Origin of the sequence: Falsiporphyromonas endometrii (genome assembly GCF_042654485.1) — a bacterium.
Classification (GTDB): domain Bacteria; phylum Bacteroidota; class Bacteroidia; order Bacteroidales; family Porphyromonadaceae; genus Porphyromonas; species Porphyromonas endometrii.
In genome coordinates, this window is the sequence record NZ_JBHSGO010000039.1 from 25624 (window position 1) to 48327 (window position 22704).

The window sequence follows — 22704 nt, forward strand, 5'->3', positions numbered from 1 at the left end:
TATAAGAGATAGATTTAGCGAAATAATATGCTGTATATCTCCTTTAATAGTTGTTTCCTTCTTAATTAGGAATGCCAAGTGTAGTGCTATTCTCGTAAATTTGTTCATATATTTGGTGACTTTGCAAAGAGGATAATATGATGCAAGGTGCTGCTGTTGAGGTTGAATGGGCCATGCTCATTTAGCGACTTACGCAGATCGCTTTTTGTGCAATAGATTTTAATTATATTTTGAAGACTCTAATATCTATTAAGAGCTTCAAATGATTACCTTTGTGGATATGAAAAAAGAAAGAATATGGATATCGCTACTGGTGGTCCTTGTCTTGCCTCTTTTCGGGGCAGGAGCAAACAAGTTGTCTCGTGGCGATTTTAATGATAGATGTTTCGTCTTTTCGGAGGATTCAGTGACTGATAATGTTGTAGAAAATGATTCTACTCTCAATGACAAGTATCAGGCATATTTGAATGCTTTGCAAGTCTATACCAGTGTCCTTCAGAATATTCAGATGTATTATGTAGATAATCTTCCGGTGGATACTCTGACCGACTATACCATCAATTGTATGCTTGGCAATCTTGACCCTTATACAACTTATTATACCAACGATGATAAGGAGGAGATTGACTTTATGCGTACAGGAGAGTACGGAGGTGTTGGTGCGACTTTGATGGCCAGACCTGATAGCTCTACGATGATTGTTTCGGTCATCAAGGGGATGCCTGCAGACCGAGCCGGTCTTAAGCCCGGAGATATAATTCAATCTATCGATGGTAAGGATTGTTTGTCTTTACCTTTGCCACAAGTTAGTGAGTCACTTAGAGGAAAGCCCGATACAGACATTGTTGTTGCTGCTTTGCGCAATGGCAAGAAGAAGGTGTTTAGATTTAAGCGAGAGTCGGTAGTGGTTCCTCCTGTATCTTACTATGGTATTGTTCCATCTACCGACATTGGGTATATATCAATCAATACCTTTAATGACAAAACGTTTGAGCAGACTAAAAACGCTTTAGTTTCGCTTGAGAAGACCAAGCATCTCAAAAGCTTGATTTTGGACTTGCGTTCCAATGGTGGAGGTTTGGTTAGCGAAGCTGTGAAACTTGCCAATCTTTTTCTTCCCAAGGGTAAGTCCATCGCTCAATTGCAGGGACGTGACAATATTGTGTTGCAGACTTATGAAACGACAGATAGTCCTCTTTTCCCAAAACTTCCGATTGTGATCCTTATCAATGAGAATTCGGCTTCATCGTCAGAAATTTTGGCCGGAGCTCTGCAAGACTATGATCGTGCAGTCATTGTAGGTCGTAAAAGTTTTGGCAAAGGGGTTGTGCAGAGTGTTTTGCAGCTCCCTAACGGTGGTGTTTTGAAATTTACTACCTCCCGGTATCATACCCCGAGCGGCCGATGCGTTCAGAAGGATGATCTGGGTGGTCGTCTTAATAGTTCTACCAAAGATTCGCTCTCTGTTTTTTATACTGCCAATCACCGATTGGTAACCGGAGGTGGTGGCATTTCTCCCGATATTGAAGTTAAGGTGGATACCGTTTTACCTATTGTCTATTTCCTGCCTTCCAATATTGGTGTGGTTGATTATGTGACTGAATATGTCAGAAAGCATACCGATGTGCCTAATCCTTTTACATTCAAATTGTCTAATGCCGACTATGATGAGCTTATCAAAAAGTTGGAGGAAGTTGATTATTCATATAATAGAATGAATATCAATGCATTGGATGTAATCGAGAAGAATGCAAAAACTGATGGTACTTACGATCAGGCCAAAGGTGCCTTTGAGGCCCTAAGAAAAGCTCTTAAGCCAAATCTAAGAAATGAATTGATGAAAAATCGCAATGAAGTTTCAAAGCTTGTGGAGCAGATGATTCTTCGTAGATATTTATATGATGAAGGGGCGCAAGCTCACTCTCTAAAAACGGATACCGATGTGCAGGCGGCAATAAATATCTTAGGGGACCGTACTAAATATCAATCTATATTGTCAAAACCTCAACAAACATTCGATAAATAAAATGAAGCGAGTGCATTGTCCCGGCTGTGACGAATTAATAACATTGCCAAAAGAGAAGCTGACAAAGGCTTGTGCTGATCAAGATGGACGAATAGTCGTAGTCTGTCCCGCTTGCGGGAGACAGTTGAAAGCAAAAATAAAACTTATTACCAAGGAGGAGCAGAATGACCTTCACCAAGAGGGAGACTTGGCTCCGGCTCGTATATTTGTGGTCGAGAACGCCTTCGCTTACAGACAAGAACTGGCCTTTGGACCTGGGCTTTTGTCAATCGGAAGACACAACAAAGATACAGATGTAGATCTTGCCATTCAGACCAGTGATCCTTCGATGGATAGACATCATTGTCTTTTGCAGGTTAAGAGAGATGACAACGGTGTTTGGAGCTATAAGATAGCTGATGACGAAAGCAGAGTGGGTACATTTGTATATGGCCGTATTTTAGAACCAAAGGAGTGGGTCAATCTTACAGATACCACCATTATAACTTTGGGCGCAACATCACTTATTTTTGAACCAAATCCATAAGCATTGCACGATGATAGACATTGTGCAATGCTTATTTTTTATAAAATGATATTACAATGAATCGAAATAATAAAGTTGCTCTTATAACAGGTATTACCGGGCAGGATGGTGCCTATTTGGCCGAGTATCTTCTTAAGCTTGGTTATGAAGTGCATGGCATCAAAAGAAGATCCTCCTTGTTCAATACAGAGCGTATTGATCATCTATATCAAGACCCCCATGAAAAGGGACGTCGTTTTTTTCTTCATTATGGAGACCTGACTGATTCGATGAATTTGGCCTCTATCATTCGAGAGGTGCAGCCGGATGAGGTGTACAATTTGGGTGCAATGAGTCATGTTAAGGTTAGTTTTGAATCTCCCGAATATACGGCTGATGTTGTTGGTACCGGAGCTTTGAGGCTTCTTGAGGCTATTCGGATGAATGGCTTGGAAAAGAAGACTCGTTATTATCAAGCCTCTACCAGTGAACTTTTTGGCCTTGTCCAGACTGTTCCTCAAAACGAAAAGACCCCATTCTATCCACGCAGCCCTTATGCTTGTGCAAAGCTTTATGCATATTGGATTACCGTTAATTATAGAGAGGCTTATGGGATGCATTGTAGCAATGGTATCCTTTTTAACCATGAGTCTCCTTTGCGTGGTGAGACTTTTGTAACGAGGAAGATTACTCGTTCGGTCAGTAGGATAGCCATGGGTTTGCAAAAGAGAATCTACCTTGGCAATCTTTCTGCGACGCGAGATTGGGGGCATGCCAAAGATTATGTCCGTTCGATGCATATGATTCTTCAACAAGATCGACCCGATGATTATGTGGTAGCTACGGGAGTAACCACTTCAGTGAGAGATTTTGCCAGAATGAGTTTCGATTTTGTCGGCATCAATCTTAGCTTTGAAGGTGAAGGTCTTCAAGAGACAGCAGTGGTACAATCTGTGGACGAAGCGAAGTTTATCAAAACTGTAGGCGAAAAATATCTTCCGGTCGTGCGATCTCTTATTGGACAAATTGTATTATCTGTAGACCCGGCTTATTTCCGTCCCACTGAGGTTCAAGCTCTTTTGGGCGATCCATCAAAGGCAAAGAAGGTTTTGGGTTGGACACCTGAGTATTCTCTCAGTGATATTGTGGAAGACATGATGAAGTATGACATCAAATTGATGCATAAAGAGGCATATCTAAAGGAGGGTGGCTATACCATTCTTAATTATTTCGAGTGATTATGAATTTAGAAGATAAGATATTTGTTGCCGGACATAGAGGCCTTGTCGGTTCAGCTATCAAACGATGTTTGGAGCAAAAAGGTTATTCCAATATTGTTGTGCGTACACATCAAGAGTTGGATCTTTTGGATGCTGTGGCTGTAGATCACTTCTTTGATGAGGAGCGTCCCCAATATGTTTTTCTGGCAGCTGCTTTTGTTGGTGGTATTATGGCCAACAGCAAGCGTCGTGCGGACTTTATATATCGCAATTTGGGTATTCAGCAGAACGTTATAGGCTCTTCATATAAGTATAAGGTCAAGAAGCTGCTCTTTTTGGGCTCGACCTGTATCTATCCCGGAAATGCACCTCAACCCATGAAGGAGGATGTACTTTTGACCTCTGAATTGGAATATACCAATGAGCCTTACGCAATAGCGAAGATTGCCGGACTTAAGATGTGTGAAAGTTTCAACCTTCAATATGGAACCAATTACTTGGCTGTGATGCCGACCAATTTGTACGGTCCCAATGACAATTTTGACCTCGTTTCGGGACATGTCCTTCCTGCTATGATTCGTAAGATGTATTTGGCTAAACTTCTTTTTGAGGGTGATTATGAAGCTCTCAAACGAGATTTAGCCAAAAGACCACTCCCTAATTTGGATATTGAAGTTGCTTCCAATCATGAGATTGCCGAGATCTTGAATAGCTATGGGATTTTTGCGGATCGATTGGAGCTATGGGGTTCCGGGACACCTCTGAGAGAGTTTCTTTGGAGTGAGGAGATGGCAGATGCCTCTGTCTATGTGATGGAGCATGTCGATTTTAAAGATCTTATCAAAGATAAGGAGAGGGATATTCGCAATTGTCATATCAATATTGGTACAGGCAAAGAGCTTACGATTGCTCAACTATCAGAACTTGTTAAAAAGGTTGCCGATTACAAGGGGCGTATTGTATTTGACAAAACACGTCCGGACGGAACCATGCGTAAGCTTACAGATCCCGGTCTTATACAGTCTCTTGGCTGGCATCATAAGATTGAGATTGAAGACGGTGTACCAAGGTTGTACAATTGGTATATCGATTCGATAGCTGATTAAGATTGCGGAGAGTCAATTACTTAGAAGTCTCTTACAAAGTAAGTATAATAGAATTTATCCTCGGCTTCAAATGGCCTTTTGGTGGAGCCGGCAGGGTTATTAATAGATTTTTTAAGGCACATTACAATGGATACAAAAACACAAGATCGAATTATTCAATTGCTCAACAAAGAGGTTGTACCTGCTACCGGGTGTACGGAGCCGGTAGCTGTAGCTCTTGCTGTTGCTTATGCTGCATCAGTATTGCCAACCAATGCGGTAGAACCGGATCGTATCGAGGTCCTTCTATCTGCCAATATGCTTAAGAATGCCATGGGGGTGGGTATCCCCGGGACCGGAATGATCGGGCTTCCGATAGCAATTGCTTTGGGCTATGTCGTGGCAGACCCAACCAAAGAACTCAAGGTGTTGGATGCTGTACCGGAGGAGCTGATGAATCGTGCAAAGGATATGGTTAATAATACCGGTCTAATTAATATTCAACTCAAGCCCGGTGATGTTGATAAACTTTATATAGAAGTCAATATATCAGCCGGGGGACATAACTCTACGGCTATTATCGAAAAGCAGCATACCAATATTTCTACTTTGCTGTTTGACAATAAAGTTGTCTCAACAAAGAAGAGTAACAAAGGTGAATGTGCCGGCAACGACACTGCTGTGGAGGAAGATATTACTCTAAACTTTGATTTGGTTTATGAGTTTGCAATGACTACGCCGATAGAGAAATTAGAGTTTATCAAAGAGGCTGCAGTACTCAATAAAAATGCTTCCAACGCATCTTTAAAAGGAGAATATGGGCATGCCGTAGGCCGAATGATTCAAAGTCCTTTGGGACAAAAGTATCTTGGAAACAGCCATTTGACAAGAATGCTTACATATACCGGGGCTGCTTGTGATGCACGAATGGATGGAGCTCCAGTAGCGGTGATGTCTAATAGTGGAAGTGGCAATCAGGGTATTACAGCTACTTTGCCGGTGCTTACTTTTGCTGAGGATGAGAAAAAGAGTCATGAAGAAACCATTCGTGCGTTGATCCTTAGTAATCTCATGGTTGTCTATATCAAGCAGAAACTTGGAAGACTTTCTGCCCTTTGTGGTTGTGTAGTGGCCGCAACCGGTTCGTCTTGTGGTATTACATATCTGATGGGAGGAACTAAAGAGCAGATAGGCTTTGCTATTAAAAATATGGTGGGCAATATCACAGGTATGCTTTGTGATGGTGCAAAACCGAGTTGTGCCATGAAGGTGACAAGCGGTGTTAGCTCTGCTATGCTCTCAGCCCTTTTGGCAATGGAACAAAAGGTTGTGACATCTTCTGAAGGTATCGTTGACAATGATGTGGATCTGACTGTCGACAATCTGACTTCTATTGGTCGTGAAGCTATGTGTGAAACAGACCAACTCGTTTTGAAAATTATGACAAGTAAGAATAAGTAGTACTTGCCTTCCATCGATATATTGATGCTAAGCTGTTTCCTTATTGCTTGGTATCGGGGATAGATGGTCGAGTAAACAACATAATTATATAAGAAGGGGTTGTGTCATATTTGTGAAATGTCACAATCCCTCTTGTTATTATAGACGCTTTTGAGACTGATGTACAAAGAGGTTCTAATCGTTTGTTGGATCAACTCACCTCTTTGTATTATTGTCATTTTTAACGAACTTTGTCCTACGATGTCGTTTTGTGCGGCTATAATTATTCCTTAAGGAAAGAACTTATGATAAATTTGAAAGATAGTTTGATAGGAAAATGGAGTGCTAAGCATCCTTTTATCGCCAGTATTGTAGCTATGATTTTAATCTCATGCTTTATCATATTTGTGGTTATCTTGGGCACCTCTTTGTACACTCGTCATGGACAATATAGAGTTGTTCCGGAATTGAAAGGTATGACAGTCGATGAGGCTATGGGCAAACTCGATGAATTGGGTTTGCGATATGAGGTTGTAGACTCGGTGTATAGCCGTCAGTATCCTCTTGGAGCTATCGTAGAGTTGGTGCCTGAGGTTGGAAGTAAGGTTAAGCCGGGCCGAATTATATTTATCACAGTTAACGCTTCTACACCTCAAAAAGGCATTATCCCTGATTTGAAGGATCTGTCTTTGAGACAAGCCCGATACACTTTGGAAGGTTTGGGATTTACTTCAATTACGGAAAGATATGTTGATGGTGAGCATCAAGACCTTGTTACCGGCATTGAGACAGATGATGGACGCAGCCTTGCTCAAGGAGATCGTATCGAGCTCAACACTCCTTTGGTAATATGTGTCAGCAGGAAGGCTGTTGTTACATACGAAGCTGATTCGGCACTGCTGGAGAAACCGGATATTGAAGAGTTGGATTCAGTTAAGCACGACAAGTCTAATTCAAATGAGAGTTGGTTGTAATATTTGCTTGAGTGCTTGTTGAATGTTATTTGTGGCAGGCGGTCTGCCACTTCTATTTAAATATGTTTACTTTATACTATGTCTTATAATCTTGGTGAAGATTCTTCGGAGCAATATGATAGTCCCATGTCTCAATCGTCTTATGATCCGTTGGATTATGAAGATGAAGAGGATGATTTTCAGGACGAAGACAATGGCTCATCCGAAAATGGTCTCTACGAACATTTCCGTTTTGTTGCAGATCCGGGTCAGGCATTGATGAGAGCTGATAAGTTTCTTCATGACAGACTTAAGCGAGTTTCAAGAAATCGTATTCAGTTAGCTGCTGAGGCCGGTTATGTTTTTGCCAATAATCAAGCTATCAAGAGCAGTTATAAGGTGAAACCGGGGGATGTGCTGACTCTTTGTTTGACCAGACCTCGTGCAGAATTTGAGATTATCCCTCAAGATATCCCTCTCGATATTGTTTACGAAGACTCTTACCTTTTGGTTGTAAATAAGCCGGCCGGCATGGTTGTCCATCCGGGCCATGGCAATTATTCGGATACTCTGTTAAATGCTTTGGCTTATTATTTTCAGAATCAACCCGGTTATGTATCTAAAGATCCTCGTCTGGGGTTGGTACATCGTATAGACAAAGATACGAGCGGGCTTCTGGTAGTTGCCAAAACAGATGATGCCAAGGCTCATCTTGCCAATCAATTTTTTCATAAAACATCTGCTCGTACTTATCGTGCTCTTGTATGGGGACGCTTTGATTCTCCGGAAGGTACGATAGAGGGAAATATTGCCAGAGATCCTAAGGATAGGGTAGTGATGAAAGTCTTTGCTCCGAATAGTGAAATCGGCAAACCGGCTATTACCCATTATACCGTCTTGGAGGAATTGGCTTTTACCTCATGGATTGAATGTCGTCTTGAGACAGGGCGAACACATCAAATACGAGCTCATATGTCTTCGATTGGCCATCCTCTATTTTCTGATGATAAATATGGTGGCTCAAAGATCCTAAGAGGAAATACAACAGCTAAATACAAGCAGTTTGTAAACAATTGTTTTGCATTGTGTCCCAGGCAGGCTTTGCATGCCAAGACCCTTGGTTTTGAACATCCGCATACCGGTGAGTGGATGAGTTTCGACTCAGAATTGCCGGATGATATGACACGTCTGCTGATGCGTTGGCAGGCATATACACACACTTTGACCAATGATTAATCAATCAATTATTGCCGTAGTAGCCGGTGGCTATTCCGGAGAATGGAAAGTCTCCATTGCTTCAGCTAAGTCGCTGATGCAATGGATTGACAGAAGTAAGTTTTCACCTTATCTCATTAAGTTGGATCACGAAGGATGGTCTGTGGTAGAAGGTCCCCAAGGGGAGTCTCTTAATCTACCTGTTGATAAGAATGTATTTGGATGTACTTTAGGTAATGGGGAAACGATTCGTTTTGAATATGCCTTTATTACTATACATGGTACTCCCGGGGAGAATGGTCTTCTTCAAGGCTATTTTGATATGCTTCAGATTCCTTACAACACAGGAGGTGTTTTGACCGAATCTCTGACATTCGACAAGTTTGCATGTAATCACTACTTGAGTAGCTTTCCCGATATTCATGTGGCTAAGTCCATACAAGTTCGTACTCTCCACAATATTCCAAAGGAGGATGATGTAGTTATGCAGTTGGGACTTCCGGTCTTTGTGAAGCCTAATGCGGGTGGATCTTCTATAGCTACCTTCAAGGTGTCTAACAAGGAGGATCTTCTCCCTGCCATAAAGAAAGCCTTTGATGAGGCAAACGAGGTCTTGATTGAATCGCTCCTAACCGGTACAGAGGTTACTTGTGGCTGTTATTATTCGGAAGGTAAAGGTTGTGTCGCACTTCCATTGACCGAGGTTGTGAGTCACAATACATTTTTTGATTATGAGGCGAAATACAAAGGGGCTGTGGATGAGATTACTCCTGCTCGCATTCCCGATGATTTGAGAGATCGATTGCAATCTCTTACAATGAAAATCTATGGATATGTCCACGCTCATGGATTTATCCGTGCAGATTATATTGTAAACGAATCGGGTGTACCATATTTGCTTGAAGTAAATACGACCCCCGGAATGACTGCAACCAGTTTTATTCCTCAGCAAGTGCGTGCTGCGGGCATGACGATGACAGAAGTATTGACAGATATTATCTCGCAGAAGTTGTCATGACACAAATTGCAATATTGGCTTATTTTATACTCTAACTTTGCTCATGTAGCAAGCTATATCCTTCGGTCAGAAGAGTCTCTTTCTATTGAGATATTTGGATATATTGCTGTCAGATTAGGGTAGATGAGGGTATATTGAAGTCTCTCAAACACCCTATTAATGTAGAAGAGCATTTCAATTTTGAAAGATAAGCTCCCCTTTTGGGATTCTAATGTCGGCTGTCCGATACAAACATTTTCAAGATTGAGTCATCAATCAGCATTTGATCCAAGCGAATGCTTTATGGGACAAAGAGTTTGCCTAAATGGATGGTTTTTCCTTTTTGAATGTATTGAAAGGTTGGCTGTCCGATAAAACTAAGCATGATTTTCAGGCTGATGCCTCGAAATAGGTGATACCGTTTGGTTAGAGAGCAATCGAGAGCAGTTTATATGAAATCCAAGTTTGTTGAGCTGTCAAAACTCTTATCGGAACAGCAATCATTTGGATAAAATGTTGTAGAGAAGTCTCTTTAGCTTGTTGTTTGATCAGATAAGGATTGAAAAGATTGATAAGGATAGATAAAGGAAGGGCCTCCACCGCTTTTATAATGCGGGAGAGGCCCTTCTTTTGTCCATTATGTATCAGGTGAAACTATAGTGTAGAAACCCTATTTGCTCGCTATTTGGTCACTTCATGGATCCATTTGGCCATATCCTGTAAAACCTCCTCAGATATAGTCTCTTCAATGTTTGCATATTCGTTTGGATATCCTGTGTTGCAATGTTGGAAGAGGTGGTTGAGGTTTGGATACCTCTTTATCATATTGTGCTTACCTTGAGGCAGGTTGTGACGAATGTTTTCGATGTTGTCATCTGCGAATACTTGATGATCTTTATCTCCGTTTAGAGCCATGATCGGACAACGAACATTTTGAATGTCTTTGGTAGGATCATATTGAACAAAATAACGCATCCATGGATTTTTCATCATTTGCGTTACCTGTTGAACTACTCTCTTTTGAAAATCATTTAGACCTTCCATCTTTGGATTGCCGGTTTGAGCCATCAAATCGTCTGCATCTTTATAGCTTCCACCTTTTGACAGGTAATCCATAATCTCTTTTACAACCTTTCTGAAAGCTTTGTTTTGGTTACAATCAGACATTTCATCAAAAGTGACCTGTTTGTATAGGATCTGATCTCCTCTTACTCCCGGTGCTGCCAGGCAGATGATGAAGTCCGTTTTTCCTTGAGCGGCAGCCATAAGTGCGATCATCCCTCCTTCACTGTGTCCGACTATTCCTATCTTTCTGAATCCCTCTTTCCTAAGAAATTGGACAGCTGAGACCGCATCTTGCATAAAGTCTTTTGTTGTTGCATTGGCAACTTCTCCTTTGGAGCCTCCTACGCCTCTATCATCATATCTCAGCGATGCTATGCCGTGGTGTGCAAAGTAATCGGCAATGACAGCGAAAGGTTTGTGCTCGAAGATTGTCTCATCTCTATCTTGTTGTCCACTACCTGATACAAAAACAATGATTGGAGTTTTTGCCTTTCTCTTCTTATCGTAGCCGATAGGGTAAGTAATAGTGCCTGCCAATGTACTGTTGCCTTGTGGATTGGTGAAGGTCACCTCTTGTGTCTTATATGAAAAAGGAGGTTGAGGGGTTTGTGGTCTTTTTATCTCTTTGAGCTTTCCCATCTCAATATCGGAAAGCCTTTGCATCTTCAATGGCAATGAGATATTCATTTGCAAGAATGTGCCCTCCATGCAATCGTCTTTGATTGCAGCTTTATATTTGACTCCGATACTTCTTACTTCTATCTCTACAGAGTCTGCCGATATAGAGATGAGATTGGCAGGTATGTCGTATGCCCGTTGGTCCGGGCTGTCCATCGTGACCTTTGGTGGGTTTTGAGAAAAGTTGAATCTGATGGTAAGGCTATTCCCTTGGACATTAAGGGCTCCACTCCAAGTACCTTGAATCTTTTCTAAAAGTTTCTGTTGCTCTCTGTTAAGCGTCTTTCTTTTCTTCTGTTTGTCCAATTTGATCGGAATCTTAAATCCTCTTTGAGAGAAGGTTCCTTGAAGTTGATCGTTTTTCAATTTGGCAGTAAATATGGCAGATAGCTCAGATGACTTTAGGGCTATGGAATCTTTGGATAAATACAATTCTTCCATAGGTAGATCGTATGCTTTTTGATCCGGACTGTCTACACTGTACCGATGGCTGTTTGTGTCAATGTGAATTACAATGGCAAGTTTTGTGCCCATGACATTGAGATTTCCCTCCCAAGCTCCGTCTAAAGATTGTCCCATAAGGGGCGCAAAGCTGAGGATACACAAGAATAGAAGTAACTTAGTTTTCATAAATTTAATTGAGTAAGAGAAGCCGCTTTGAGGAGACTTCAAAAAGGTATTCGGAAGTCCTTATCAAAAAGTCTCGAAACAAATCAAATCGGCATCCAATTATTATCCGACAAAGCTAAATATGTCATTAGATCTTTCTGAATACATATTTGGGATAAAGGTATAAATTAATTGCTGTCGTCTAATCAATAAGGAGGCGCATGGGTGATATCTTTTCAAACAGTTTATTTGAAACAAATCAGTACCTTTAGAAACTGTTTTGAATTTATTGTAAAGTACAAGCAAGGGTTTTGAATTATCGTTTGTCGGATTATCTGAAGCCATTTGAGTTGTTTCTCAACGAGATGTTCTCAATCTATAGCTTCATTTAACTCGAATACTTAGCTCAAAACATCTTCTTATTTTCAAAAATCATTAACCGGGATGTTGGGAGAAGTTGACCTTTTTATTGTTTGTCAATGCTCTTCTGCGTCAAGAAAGAAAGATTTATTATGATGGATTACAATTTTGATGATATTCGGCCATACACAGACCGGGAGACACCTCTTGCGGTCGAGACTCTTCTCAAGGATCAAGAGTTTCAGATGCTAAGGTCCAAGTTGATGCCTGATGTGGACAATGAAGCTTTTGCAAAGATATGTCGTACATGCAACCAAGCCAGAGATGCCTTTAAGGCGGTCATTGGTTGTGAGGTCGGGACTCGAATTTTGACTACATCGACCTTTACATACGATGCCTCGGGAAGAAGCCGTCTTGGTGAGGATAAGGCTTTTACCTACATCAGTAATCATAGAGATATTATTGTCGATCCTTTGTTTTTGAATGTAAGTTTGAAGAATATCAACTACAGGATGGCTCAAATTGCCATAGGAGACAATCTCATCAAGCGTCAGTGGATAGGTATCTTGGTCAAGTTGTTTGGTAGTTTCTTGGTTAAGAGAACTCCCTCTTTGAGAGAAAAGATAGCTGAATCGACTAAGTTATCAGCATATATTCATCATGTGACATCCGATCTCAATGAGTCTGTATGGATTGCACAGCGTCAGGGAAGAGCCAAAGATTCGGACGACAGGACACAGTCGGCTCTGATAAAGATGTTGACAATGGGTGCTGAAGGACCTATTATAGACCGTCTTAAATCATTGAATATTGTACCTACAACATTTAGCTATGAATATGATCCGTGTGATTTTTTGAAAGCGCGTGAGATGCAGGCTAAGCGAGACAATCCTTCTTACAAGAAGTCTCCTCAAGAGGATTTGATCAATATGGCTACCGGAGTTCAAGGTTCGAAGGGACGAGTCCATTTGACATTCGGTACACCACTTAATAAGATGTTGAATGAAGTTGATCCCTCTCTGTCAAACAAGTTGCAGATCGAATCCGTATGTAAGTTGATTGATCGAGAGATTCATTCGCATTATCGTCTTTATCCCGGCAATTATATTGCAGCCGATATGTTGGAGGGGTCGGATCGTTTTTCCAAAGAATATGGATTAGCTGACAGGATGCGCTTTGAGGATTACCTCAATTCTCAGCTTCAAAAGATTGTCTTCGAGGATTCTGCTATTCAGAAGGATGAGCCATTCTTGAAGAAATGTATCTTAAAGATGTATGCAAATCCTTTATACAACAAATTGGACGCTACCAAATAGAGATAAGACATTTCTTTGGATTGGGACAAAAAATTAGGGTCATAAAAGGATCTCTATTATCATCAAATGAAAATAAAGAGATGCTTTTATGACCCTTGTTGTATCTTCAAACCTCTTCTAATACCTTCTTTTGCAAGTCATATTGAGATAGGTTCTTTTGGCCTTGAGAATGGTTTGTCTACGCATGAAGGTTGTCTAAAGCGTGGTAAGAGGCCTAACTGTTTCTTTGTTTGAGCTTCTCTTTGCGCTCTTTCTCGCGCAATTTTAGTTTTTCTTTGCGCTCCTTCTCCTTTTCTTTGAGTTGGCGTTTGCGTTCTTTTTCACGCTCTTTGCGCTCCTTTTCTCTTTGCTTGAGTTTTTCTTTACGCTCTCTTTCTCTTTGTTTGAGCTGCTTTTTACGCTCTCTTTCTCTTTGGCGTAACTCAGCTTTACGCTCTTTTTCTTTTTGTCGTTTAATTTTTTCTTGTTCTCTTTTGCTGAGTTGCTCTTCTTCTTTTCGATCTTGGTACAACTCTTTGATGTCAGAGTAGGTTACATTCTCATTTGGTGTTACTACCGGCTTGAGCACATTTTGCGTCTTGTCTTCTTTCTCCTCCTTTTGGATTGGAGTTTTGGATGATGTTTCAACCTGCTTGGTAGAATCTGTTTTAATTCTTTCTTTAACCTCTTTTCTGTCTATCTCAAAATTGAGCGGTTGCTCTTCGGTTGCCTTTTTATCTTCAACATTCTTTTCTTCTGAAGGTTCTTGATCTGTGGCAATGGTTTCTTCGGACTGCGAAGTCTCTTTTACCTGTTTTTTATCCCTTTCCAAAGCCGGTCTTACTGATCTGATCTTCTTGTCTTTTGAAGATTCGGTAACCTGTTGAAGATCTCCATTATTTTGTTCTTTGTCATCTGTCTTTTCTATGTTTTGCCCCGTGAGAACTCTCCAGCGAGCTAATACGGTTTCTACATCTTGACCTTTATAGTTTTGTGCGACAAATTGGATATACTCTTTGAGACTTCTTCCTTTTTGAAGCAATTCCGCATTAGATTTGGAGATGGGGAACAACAATGCATCATCAATAAGTTTAGGCATATAGCCATCTTTGGCATAGGCTTGTCGTATATAAAACCAAGCGGTAGAGGCATTAGGCAGATCACTGATAATGATTTGTTGCCAGTCACCTATTTCGGACAACTTGGCATCCAGCGTGTATCTTGTAAATCTTGAATAGTCAAAAGCACTGACAGCAAAGATTATGGCATTGCGATCGATAGAGCCGGACGGGAAGATTAGTCTGAGTTCGTATCGGTCCGGTTTTCTGTCAAACTGAGGTAGGGTAGAGTCGGCTGCAGAAGCTCCGGCCCCTTCACCTGCAAACTGTATATTCCAGTCCATCTCTTTGTAACCACCTTGACTTATTCGTCTGCCCTTTAGTAGATCTCCCAGCATGGATTGTGCAAGTTCAGAAATATCTGCATCCGGCTTCATTGCAATGACCTCTTGAAGTGCTTTCTTAAATCCTTCGCTGTCATTTTCGAGCACATAGCATAATGCATCTAAGAATGCAATTTTAGGAAGCAGTTGCGAGGTGGGGAAGTTGTCTTTTAGCTCCTTGTATTTGCTTCTTACTTTGTCTTGGTCTCCCTTGAAATAAGCGTTGAAAGCTGTGTCATAAATGCTATTCTGCTCGTTATATTTAGCTCTGAGTTTCTTTATATAATCCTTGTCTTGAAGTGCTTTTGCTAAATTGTCTTCGGGAAATTCTTTCAGAATAAGCTGTCTGCATCGTTCGGCATCTGCAGTTTGATTTGTGCGAGCATAGAGCAGATACAGGTTGTACAATACATCCAATCTCTTTTCGAACTTTGGAAATCTCTTTAGTAGCTCTTCATAAGTGTATATAGCCTCTTCAAATTTCTCCATCTGTTCGTTGAAGACTTTGCCCATTCCGAAGAGTCCCTCCTCTATTATTTTGTTGGATCTCTCCATAGCTTCCGGAGTGAGAGGAAGGTTTTTGAGATAATACTCCCTTTCGAAGGGATCGTTTTCTTTCGATAGATCTTGTTGGGTAGAATCTTTGGCAGCAATCCCCTTAGCTCCATTTTTGTTTATCGAGGTCGAATCGGCAACCTTATCCATTTCTTGATTTTGCTCGGGAGCCGTAAATCCGGGTTCTTTGTTGCTTCTTCTCCAGTTGTCTTCGAGTATTCTTCGTCCCCATTTCTTTTCAAATGCCGCTTTTCCTTGTGTCATCAGAGGAGGATTGTAGAAATAAAATTCTCCGTTGTTCGGTACATTGCTTGGCATATCAGGAGTGTTGTTGCGGTTGGGGTTCATCGCATCAGCCTGCTGATTGAGTTTGTCTTGCCGGTTTTTAAGGTCAGCCATTTCGGCTTCTTTTGCCTTCCTTTTTGCCTCCTCTTTGGCCGTTTTTATTGCTTTGTCAATGATTTCCAAACGATCTTTTTCGGGCAAAGAGGCAAGATGTTGCAGGCTGTCTTGCTCTTCCACCTGCTTCGAAAAGACTACAAGTGCATCAAGGTCGGAAGATGTTTTATCTACTCTTTCATACTCCTGATTTGATTTGTTGATGGTCCTGAGAGCATTGGCAAAACAGGGCTTTGCTTTGGTGTATTTGTGTTGGCTGTAATAGATGTTCCCAAGTTTGAGGTTGCAAAGACCATAATCAGCAGCCTTGAGGTGGCTTGAGTCAGCTCCCAATTGATATGCCTTGATGGCTTTGGCTGTGTCAGGAATATTCATGTAGGTGTTGCCGATGGCAAGATAGATTTGATCCTGCACATCGTCATACTTTTCTTTGCGCGCCATGCGTTCAAGTTTTTTTGCAACAGGCAAGGGTTTGTCTCTGCCTTCTACCTCTGTGCATCTTATCCTTGCTGCAAGATCCAAATCGAAAGGAGGTGCGAGAGAGATGACCTTTTTATAGGCTTTGCGAGCCTCTTGATACATTTCGGATGCTTGTGCCAATTGTCCTGCAAGGTAATAGAGGCGTGCTCTTTGTCTTTTGTTCTTTTCCAACTTGGCTGCATTGACAAGGTGTCTTACCGCCTCTTTATCGTTGCCCAGCTTCCATTGGCGCTCAGCCATGGCTAAGTTGTACACCCTCTTGGAATCTTTTTTTTGAGGATTAGCTATGCTTTTGATTATTTCATCCGTGTCGTTTATCCATCCAAGAGCATTGTAACATCTTATCTGCCATAGTTTTGCTTCGTCTCTGATATATGGCTCGGTCTTGTATATCCTGGCTATGTACCCAAAGGTTGCCATAGCTTCGAGATAGTCTCCATTGTAATATTGCGATTTGCCAAGCAGCATCCAGGCATTATGGAGGAATGGATTGTATTCGACCTTTTCTAAGAAGGCCTTTTGTTTTTTGTCTCTTCGGTTGATCTTGAGTTTCTCCGGTTTAGCTCGCAGGCTATGAAGAGAAATGGCTTTTCTGGCTTTTGTAATGGCATTGTCATAGGGGCCTCCGATTGTTTTCTTTTCGTCAAATCCATTGTATGAAGATGGCTCGATGACAATAGGCTGAGAAAAACTCTCTTTATATCCTTCGATCATATTGTTGTAGGCTTCATCGAAGAAGTTCTTACCATTATAATAGACATTGTATCTGGTGGTAAAGCCCTGGTAGAATCGGTTGAATGCCGTGTTTTTCTTTGTGTTGCATCCGTAAAAACTCAAAATAGCCATAATACAAACAACCAAGAGGATGATTGTATATGGACCTTTGGTGATATGGGGCTGTTTGGTGTCGTGCATCATAAAAAGAGATAGTTTAGCATTGCCTTCCCTATGTTATACAAACTACAAAAGCCTCCAATTAGTATATGGAGAATCTTAGGTTGAATAGATTGGTCGTTTGAAAACGATGGCTAATGCATTGCTAAAGTACAAAATAAACAAATGTTTTTGTCTAATGAGGTCTAATTGGAGACTGCTCATCATTGTTCCATTGAACGATGTTAATCATGACTACTCCCTTCATAGTGTTCGATACATTGCAGATGGCTATTGGTATCCTTTATATTAAGAAGCCCCAACCATAAAATGTATGTCGCTTTTATGATGGGGGCTTATTTTTGTTGCAAATGTAAATCAGACTCTTGCTATTGAGAAAGTAGCAAGAGGTGACCTCGGAAGTAAGACTGTATCAAACAAACATACCCTCAAGAAAGGAGCGTTTTAATAAACGAAGCTTGTCCAATCTCAATTCAGATAAACGAATAAGTGTATCTAACTTGTGGAAGAAGGCGCCAATCTGCTTTTGTTCTTTGTATGAAGTCATTAAAAATTTCATTGTGAGAAATTCATCAAAACTAATACTCCTCCCATCTCTAATTCCATATGTAACCGATTCAAGATCTTTAATAAACTTTTCTGAATTAAAGATGTATTTCCAAAATATGTCATGATGAATTTCAGGAACTTTGAAATCTATGACCGTATATGCAGGAGAAGTAATCCCCTCAATTAATGAGTGTGCAAAACCTCCCTGAAATGATCTAAGGTGTATAACAAATTGTCCGGGTTTAACTCGTTTGTAGGTTGACTCGTTTTTCTTATCATGTGAAATGTTAAAATCTAAGTCTTCTCTTTTTACCATACCATATTCTTGTGTTGCCGACAATACCGGTAAATCTGGGTGGTTTTTATCCGAGATAGAGTAAAACAAATCTTCAGCTTTACACTCCACCCAGTCATCAGTAAATCCTTCAAATCTCACTTCGGGGACTTTTTGCCCGGGCTTTGGGAACATCTTTGTGAGCATGGACTTTTTAATATCATTCAGTTTGTCACATTTGCGCTGTTGGAGGTTAAGAAGATGATCTATGCGCTCGAAGAGCTTACCTATCTTTTTTTGCTCTGGAAGGGATGGAATAAATATGTCTTTTTGTAGAATTTCATCTTTTGTTATGCCCTTGATTGAAGTTCCTTGAACCAGATTTAAGTCTTTCAATAAGAGAGTGTAGATAGAGAATGCCGAAAAATATTTATCAGTTTTAAGTTTGGATAAGCTGGTAAAGTCTTGACTTGTAGCATAATCAAAAGGAATAAGAGCCAACTTTCCAACACCTACACGTGTAACAATAGCCAAAGAATTTGAAGGAATGAATTTAGTGGCAGTGTTTTTTAAAGCCTTTGCTGTGATAAATTTTCTTGGAACCACGTTGAGAACATCATCTTGTATAAGGTCGGAGGATTGTATCCATGGCAAACCACAAGATGACCAATAATCTTTATTGATGGTGGATGGAGTCCCTCCCCCATAATTACATTCTGCTATCTCCCCTAAGGTCTTTTCGCACCAGGCCTCTTCAAATCCTTGAAATCTTATTTTGGGCTTATCCATGTTCATCATCTTTATCTTCTCTGAGTACTTCAATGAGTTCGCCGATTCATATTTTTGTCTGTTGATGGCAAGACAACCTTGTACAACACATATCACAGGTTATCATTTTTGTACTCGTTTTCCTTGACTCTGTAACACATCTTATTGGCCAATTCCTGCCTATTCATTGTGAGAATCATTTGATTGTGAGGACAAATATACCAAAAAGGGTATGTAAATATGCTTCTTGTCCCTATTGCTTCCGAACGCTTTTTGCCTTTTGTCGCCCCCTTCTTTTAGCCATTTTTCTCCTTTCTTTCTACATAAAAAAGGTCATTTTCTCGTCTTTTTCCGTCAAATCACATCCCAAACAATGCATCTTTTTAGAGAAAATGGAGGACCCAAAACGGGTATTATATGGCAAATAATGTTAAATATTCAAGCCCGCTTTCAGACTCAAAACAGCCCTTTTTGACTTACGAATGAGGCTCATTCTCCACAAAATCAAAAAGCGATAGTACGAAACCGTCCTATCTGAATGTTAATATATGTATAGGCTACTTTTTATGGACAAATTGGGGGCTTAAAAGTGGACTTCAGGCTGCCTTTTTTGTAAGGTCGCGCGACTTGCAATCTGTTCTCGCGCGACCTTGAGGGTAGACTCGCGCGAGGTTGCACCCGAAGTAGCGCGACTTTGCATGTCAAGGTCGCGCGAGATCAGATCGAAAGTCGCGCGAGAACAGATTGCTTCTCGCGCGAGCTTATTTGTTAAAATAGCGCATAAAAAAGCCCATTTCGTACTAATAAAACGGGCAAAGCGTGTATTGGGTCAGATTCCCCTAACCCCGATAGGTGTGAATTTTGGTATAAAAAGGAGCTGTTTGAGCCCCTTTTGGAGTATTATGAATAGTAATAATATTTAACAAATACGACTCCTCTTTTGCGAGCTTCACAGCCTGCAAAAAACGAGTGCCCAAGGCCTTGATTTCTATCCCTGCCTCTAAGGTAATTTGCTTCGATGGAGCAGGACACAACTTACCTGTGCGGAGGAGTTTTCCGCCAAGCAAAATGCCAATCAAAAGCAGGGTAAGTAAAATGACTGTCTCCATAGTATTTGTTCTTTATCGAAGCCTAAGGTACAAAAAAGTCTGCTCTTTTGCAATGTTGATTTCTTATTGCTTGATCTGAATTTTGAGCAATTGATAAAGTCTATATTTGTCGTAGAAAAACTCTACCTTTGCTTTGATGATATCGCATCAATGATTGTTTCGATATTTTCAAACGCTATGATGGTGCTTTGATGATACGACTATTTGTACCTTCTTTTCGGTTCTTTGAGATCCTCTTGAGAGTGTGATTTACATTTGCAAACAGATAGAATATGCAACGGGTTTATTTCATAGGTATTGGTGGCATTGGAATGAGTGCCCTTGCCAGGTATTTTAAGTTTAATGGATTTGAGGTGGCCGGGTATGACTTGACCCCATCTCCTCTTACAGATGCTTTGTCTCGTGAGGGTATGGATATTCACTTTGAGGATGACCCCAAACTTATCCCCGCACCTTTTATGAATTCTGAGGAGACTTTGGTGGTCTATACTCCGGCTATTCCCAAAGATCATAAAGAGCTTTTGATGTTTCAGAACTCCGGATTTGAAGTTGTCAAAAGAGCTCATGCCCTTGGCGAAATTACCCGTATGGAGAAAGCACTATGTGTGGCCGGCACGCATGGCAAGACAACCACTTCTACTTTGCTTGCCCATATTTTAAGATCTTCCCATGTCGATTGCAATGCCTTTTTAGGCGGTATTTCCATCAATTACGGGAGTAACTATTTGCTTAGTAAGAAAAGCGATTTGGCTGTAATTGAGGCTGATGAATACGATCGTTCGTTTCACCAACTGTCTCCCTATATGGCTATCGTGACCAGTACAGAGGCCGATCATCTCGATATCTATGGTACTCCGGAGGCATATATCGAAAGTTTTGCAAAGTTTGTCTCTCTTATTAAGCCGGGAGGAGTCCTTATCATGAAGAAGGGGCTTACTTTGGCTGATAAGGTTAAGCCGGGTGTTTCTGTTTATACCTATTCTTCAATAGAAGAGGCGGACTTTTATGCAGATAACATTAGAGTAAGCAATGGACATCTTTATTTTGACTGGCATAGGCCCAATGGTCTGTCATTGAAGGATCTTGACTTGGGTGTTCCATTGCGGGTAAATGTAGAAAATGCTGTTGCGGCCCTTGCTGTTGCTTCTCTCAATGGTGTCAAAGATGAAGAACTTGTAGCTGCAATAAAGTCTTTTGGAGGTGTCGAGAGGAGATTTCAAAGAATTGTGAACAATGACAAGGTTGTCTTGATCAATGATTATGCCCATCACCCGGGAGAACTTAGAGCAACCATCAAATCGGTGAGAGAACTTTATCACAACAAGCGTGTCTTGGGGATCTTTCAGCCACACCTCTATTCAAGAACTCGTGATTTTTATAAAGACTTTGCCGAGGCTCTTTCACATCTCGATGAGTTAATCTTGATTGATATTTATCCGGCAAGAGAAAAGCCGATAGAGGGGGTTAGCTCTCAAATGATAGCTGACTTGCTCCCTGAAATGAAAATTCCGGTCTTGCCCAAATCACAACTTGTCGATTATGTCAAGCAGATGACTGACCTTCCTGATGTCTTTTTGATACTGGGTGCCGGGGATATCGATCGTGAGGTAAAACCTTTGGCCGACTATCTTAATACCCTTATTTGACATCTTTTATATAGTAGCATTGTTGGTATATAGAATCGTTTTGTAGAAATTTAATCATATTAAGAGAGTTTTATTGGTGACTAAAGAAAGAATAAGTACCTTAGCACAACTTCCTTCAATTGTGCTGTATGCAATGATGAAGGGCTTCTTTAGTGGGGATTTCATCTCGAAAATTACAGACTGATGAAAAGTAAAAAAGCTAATAAAGAACAATATACAGAAGAGCCGGTTGAGCAAGTTGATGGCGGTACCCCACATCAGGATCATGCCGAGTATACGGAGCAGCGTGACTCAGATCCCAATGATACTTCTTCAATAGAAACGAATATTGGGGCTTCTAAAAAGAAGGATAGCCGTTTGGTAAGGTTTTTAATTGCCTTGTGTGCGGTTGTTTGTTTGGGCTATGTTGTTTGGGCAATGGTGTTCTTTTCTCGCCCTCGATATTATGGTGAAATACCTACCTGTAAGCATCTGTACATCTCTTTTGCCAATAATGAGTCCAATATCAATCTTAATGAGGAGGATGTGATCCGGGAACTCAAGCAAATGAATCAATATCCCATTGGCAAAAGGATAGATCAAATCTCAGTATTGAAAATAAAAAAGCAGATTGAGCAGATAGGTCTTTTTAAGGATGCTGAGGTCTATTTGACAAGCAATAATGATCTCTATATCCATCTTGATCGCAATAATCCTCTTTTTGCAGCACAAATAAATGGAAAGTCATATTATGTTGGCGTAAATCGATCCCTTATGAAGGCCTCAACAGAGTACCCTGTGCCTTTGTCAATTTTTGTTTCCGGGCATCTGGACAGTACAATGGCGGTAACGAAGATTTATGATTTGGTTGAGATTCTGTTAAGTGACCATCAATGGAAAGACCTTTTTTCGCAAATCTATGTGAAGGATGATGGAGACATTGTTTTGCTTTCCAGAATATCCGATACAGAAGTTATTCTGGGTAAGTCTTCCAATTGGAGCGAAAAGCTTGACAATCTAAAGATCTTTGTAGATCAGGTTATTTCTAAAAGTGGCTGGGATCAGTTTAATACAATCAATCTTAAGTTTGAAGGTCAGATTGTGACACAGCCTAATATTAGACAGAAATAGATATTTTGATAAAACTTCCAACCTCAAAGAA

15 protein-coding genes are annotated in these 22704 nt (G+C 40.7%); 11 read left to right on the plus strand and 4 right to left on the minus strand.

The annotated features are described in order from the left end of the window. Positions 1-280: 280 nt before the first annotated feature. The 8 genes from ACFO3G_RS02120 (at position 281) to ACFO3G_RS02155 (ending at position 9462) form a co-directional block, all read left to right on the plus strand. Complete coding sequence (locus tag ACFO3G_RS02120; RefSeq protein WP_380077523.1) at positions 281-2026, plus strand: S41 family peptidase; 1746 nt, start codon at positions 281-283, stop codon at positions 2024-2026. A 1-nt stretch (position 2027) separates the two neighbouring features. Next, positions 2028-2552, plus strand: a complete 525-nt coding sequence (locus tag ACFO3G_RS02125) for an FHA domain-containing protein (protein WP_380077525.1) — start codon at positions 2028-2030, stop codon at positions 2550-2552. A gap of 56 nt (positions 2553-2608) precedes the next feature. Further along, positions 2609-3769, plus strand: coding sequence for a GDP-mannose 4,6-dehydratase (gene gmd / locus ACFO3G_RS02130; protein WP_380077527.1), 1161 nt, complete (start codon positions 2609-2611; stop codon positions 3767-3769). Between the two features lie 2 nt (positions 3770-3771). Beyond that, a complete protein-coding gene (locus ACFO3G_RS02135; RefSeq protein WP_380077529.1) occupies positions 3772-4857 on the plus strand; it encodes a GDP-L-fucose synthase family protein in 1086 nt (361 codons plus the stop codon). A gap of 126 nt (positions 4858-4983) precedes the next feature. Continuing rightward, positions 4984-6297 (plus strand): L-cysteine desulfidase family protein, encoded by a 1314-nt coding sequence (locus tag ACFO3G_RS02140; protein WP_380077531.1) that lies wholly within the window; start codon positions 4984-4986, stop codon positions 6295-6297. Between the two features lie 284 nt (positions 6298-6581). Further along, on the plus strand, positions 6582-7250 hold the full coding sequence (locus ACFO3G_RS02145; protein ID WP_380077533.1) for a PASTA domain-containing protein: 669 nt from the start codon (positions 6582-6584) through the stop codon (positions 7248-7250). A gap of 126 nt (positions 7251-7376) precedes the next feature. Next, the gene (locus tag ACFO3G_RS02150) at positions 7377-8465 is read left to right on the plus strand and encodes an RluA family pseudouridine synthase (RefSeq protein WP_380077587.1); all 1089 of its coding nucleotides are present in this window, start codon (positions 7377-7379) and stop codon (positions 8463-8465) included. Continuing rightward, positions 8461-9462 (plus strand): D-alanine--D-alanine ligase, encoded by a 1002-nt coding sequence (locus ACFO3G_RS02155; RefSeq protein WP_380077589.1) that lies wholly within the window; start codon positions 8461-8463, stop codon positions 9460-9462. The genes ACFO3G_RS02150 and ACFO3G_RS02155 overlap by 5 nt, the downstream gene beginning before the upstream one ends. Positions 9463-10122: 660 nt before the next feature. Here the strand turns inward: ACFO3G_RS02155 and ACFO3G_RS02160 are convergent. Continuing rightward, positions 10123-11814 (minus strand): alpha/beta hydrolase, encoded by a 1692-nt coding sequence (locus tag ACFO3G_RS02160; RefSeq protein WP_380077535.1) that lies wholly within the window; start codon positions 11812-11814, stop codon positions 10123-10125. A 491-nt stretch (positions 11815-12305) separates the two neighbouring features. Between ACFO3G_RS02160 and ACFO3G_RS02165 the strand changes: the two genes are divergently transcribed. After that, entirely contained in the window at positions 12306-13469 is a 1164-nt protein-coding gene (locus ACFO3G_RS02165; RefSeq protein WP_380077537.1) for a 1-acyl-sn-glycerol-3-phosphate acyltransferase, read from the plus strand. A 214-nt stretch (positions 13470-13683) separates the two neighbouring features. Here ACFO3G_RS02165 and porW read toward each other — a convergent pair whose 3' ends face one another. From porW to ACFO3G_RS02180, 3 genes are all read right to left on the minus strand, one after another. After that, positions 13684-17241, minus strand: coding sequence for a type IX secretion system periplasmic lipoprotein PorW/SprE (gene porW / locus ACFO3G_RS02170; protein WP_380077539.1), 3558 nt, complete (start codon positions 17239-17241; stop codon positions 13684-13686). A gap of 388 nt (positions 17242-17629) precedes the next feature. After that, on the minus strand, positions 17630-18829 hold the full coding sequence (locus ACFO3G_RS02175) for a restriction endonuclease subunit S (protein WP_380077541.1): 1200 nt from the start codon (positions 18827-18829) through the stop codon (positions 17630-17632). Positions 18830-19647: 818 nt separating this feature from the next. Then, the gene (locus tag ACFO3G_RS02180; RefSeq protein ID WP_380077543.1) at positions 19648-19917 is read right to left on the minus strand and encodes a hypothetical protein; all 270 of its coding nucleotides are present in this window, start codon (positions 19915-19917) and stop codon (positions 19648-19650) included. A gap of 272 nt (positions 19918-20189) precedes the next feature. Between ACFO3G_RS02180 and murC the strand changes: the two genes are divergently transcribed. Beyond that, a complete protein-coding gene (gene murC / locus ACFO3G_RS02185; RefSeq protein WP_380077545.1) occupies positions 20190-21563 on the plus strand; it encodes a UDP-N-acetylmuramate--L-alanine ligase in 1374 nt (457 codons plus the stop codon). A 183-nt stretch (positions 21564-21746) separates the two neighbouring features. After that, the gene (locus tag ACFO3G_RS02190; protein ID WP_380077547.1) at positions 21747-22673 is read left to right on the plus strand and encodes a cell division protein FtsQ/DivIB; all 927 of its coding nucleotides are present in this window, start codon (positions 21747-21749) and stop codon (positions 22671-22673) included. Positions 22674-22704 lie beyond the last annotated feature (31 nt).